3 protein-coding genes are annotated in these 2,352 nt (G+C 73.3%); 2 read left to right on the top strand and 1 reads right to left on the bottom strand.

Going from position 1 to position 2,352, the window contains the following annotated elements:
• The coding region (locus tag AB0C29_RS44105; RefSeq protein WP_360833733.1) for a dynamin family protein at nucleotides 1–824 on the bottom strand (824 nt) is incomplete at its 3' end.
• Nucleotides 825–1,048: 224 nt separating this feature from the next.
• On the opposite strand from AB0C29_RS44105, the gene AB0C29_RS44100 reads away from it, so the two are divergent.
• Together AB0C29_RS44100 and AB0C29_RS44095 are read left to right on the top strand one after the other, a co-directional pair.
• A complete protein-coding gene (locus AB0C29_RS44100; protein ID WP_360833731.1) occupies nucleotides 1,049–1,672 on the top strand; it encodes a response regulator transcription factor in 624 nt (207 codons plus the stop codon).
• A gap of 12 nt (nucleotides 1,673–1,684) precedes the next feature.
• Nucleotides 1,685–2,344, top strand: a complete 660-nt coding sequence (locus AB0C29_RS44095; RefSeq protein ID WP_360833729.1) for a DUF4255 domain-containing protein — start codon at nucleotides 1,685–1,687, stop codon at nucleotides 2,342–2,344.
• The last annotated feature ends 8 nt before the right edge of the window (nucleotides 2,345–2,352 follow it).

Here is a 2,352-nt window from a genome sequence, read left to right as displayed (position 1 = left end):
GCGCTCTCGGCGCCGGCGAGGACCTCCCGGGCGAGGATCCCCAGCAAATTGGGGAAGCCGGACTCGTCGTTCAGGGCGTCGTCGCCGCTGCGGCCGGCGTGCAGCCGCAGGAACGACGAGACCGCGACGATGCGCAGCGGGAGGCCGGCCCGGGCGAGGTGGGCGCGGTTGAGGTCGGCGATCCGGCGCCACTGCCGGTGCAGGTCGGTCTTGGTCATGACGCACACGACCGCGGGGCAGCCCTGCACGGTACGCCGCAGGAAGTCGAGCTCCGGCTCGGTGAGCTCCTGCGCGGCGTCGGTGACGAACAGCGCCGCCCGGGCCAGCGGCAGCACGCCCAGGGTCAGATTGCCGTGCGCCGAGTCCAGGCCGCCGACGCCGGGGGTGTCGACGAAGGTCATCCCGCCGCGCAGCAGCCGGCGGTCGAGGCGGACCTCCACAGTGCGGACGGGCTGACCGTTGTGGCCGCCGGCGACGACCTCCCGCAGCCGGTCGAAGGGCACCGCGACCCGTGACGGGGTCTCGCCCTCGGCGCCCACGAACGCCGCGGCCGAGGGTGGTGTCCCGTACCGGACGATGGTCGGCACCGCGGTGACCACGTCGGCGTCGACCGGGCACACGTCGGTCCGCAGCAGCGCGTTGATCAGGGTGCTCTTGCCCTGCTTGAACTCGCCGACCACCGCGATCGGCACGTCGGCGCCGGTCAGCCGGGCGCTGAGCTGGTCCAGCCGGGCCACCAGGTCGCCGCGGTGCGCCTGCTCGGCCATCCGGCGCACCTCGCCGAGATCGGCCAGCGAGCGCGCGACCGCTGCGCTCTGTGTCACGCCGGCCTCCCTCAGTGATGCCGTCGGGAAAACTGTCTGTCACCAGGCGGTGGGTTGTAAACCCGCGGCCGGGCTCGCGGCCCGCGGGGTCGGCCGATCAGGCACCGCCGTTCCGGCCTTTCGGGCAGCCCTCGCTGACGTTGAGTGCACGTTTACTGCACGCGGAGTCGCGCCCGGCATCCTGGTCCGGCTGTCCCGCAGCGGCGTCGATCCTGGAGGCGGAGATGACACGGATACCGGTCTACCTGGATGCCGGCGACCCGATCTGCCGGGCCGGGCTGGCCAGCCAGCTGCGGCCGCGGCCCGAGGTGCTCGTGCTCGACGACGGCGAACGCGACCGGGCCGAGGTCGGCGTGGTGGTCACCGACACGATCGCCGACGAGTCGATGCGGGCCCTGCGCACGATGCGCTGCGCCGGCATCAACCGGCTGATCGTGGTGGCGGGCCAGATCGACGACGCCGACCTGGTGGCGCTCATGGAGGTCGGCGTGGCCGGGTTCGTCCGCCGGGCCGACGCGACCGCCGACCGGCTGGTGACGGTGATCCGGTCGGCGGCGGCCGGTGAGGGCTCGGTGCCGCCGGACCTGCTCGGGCGGCTGCTCGCCCAGGTCGGCAAGCTCCAGCAGCAGGTGCTCGGCCCGCGCGGGCTGACCTTCTCCGGCCTGTCGGACCGCGAGGTGAAAGTCCTCAAGCTGGTCGCCGAGGGGCTGGACACCTCGGAGATCGCCGTCTCGCTGTCCTACTCGGAGCGCACGATCAAGAACGTGCTGCACGAGGTGACCAGCCGGCTGCAGCTGCGCAACCGGTCGCACGCCGTGGCGTACGCGTTGCGCAACGGCCTGATCTGACGGGCGTCCGCGGTGATTCACGAGGTCGACGAGGCGCTGCGGCGCCTGGTCAAGGAACAGGCGCTGCACGGCACCGACGTGGAGATCGCTTTCGAGGCGCCGACCAAGGACTGGGCGGCGCGGCGCAACGCGCCGACGGTCAACCTCTACCTGTACGACATCCGCGAGGACCTGCGCCGGCGGCAGCGTGGCCTGCTCAACGAGTACGCCAGTGACGGCACCGTGGCGGCCCGGCACGTACCGCCCCGGCACATCAAGCTGTCCTACCTGATCACCGCGTGGACCCAGCGGCCCGAGGACGAGCACCGGCTGCTGTCCGAGCTGTTGCTGAACATCCTGGCCAACGAGGCCATGCCGGCGGACCTGCTGACCGGGTCGCTCGCCGCGCTCGGGCTGCCCGTACCGATGACGATCGCGCTGCCGCCGCCGGAGGACCGGGCCTTCGCCGACGTGTGGACCGCGCTCGGCGGCGAGCTGAAGCCGTCGCTGGACGTCGTGGTCTGCGCGCCGGTCGACGCCGGCCGCCGCTTCCCGGCCGGACCACCGGCGACCGAGGGCATGCGCATCACTGTCGGCGACGACGCCCCGATGGCGCACCACGTGGGCGCCGCCGAGGAGCCGGCCGGGCCGTCCCGGGTGAGCATCCGGCGGGTCGCGGAGCCCCGGACGTGACGAGCCCG

It is taken from the genome of Actinoplanes sp. NPDC048791 (assembly GCF_040650095.1).
GTDB lineage: Bacteria > Actinomycetota > Actinomycetes > Mycobacteriales > Micromonosporaceae > Actinoplanes.
This window is presented reverse-complemented; position numbering and strand designations above follow the sequence as displayed.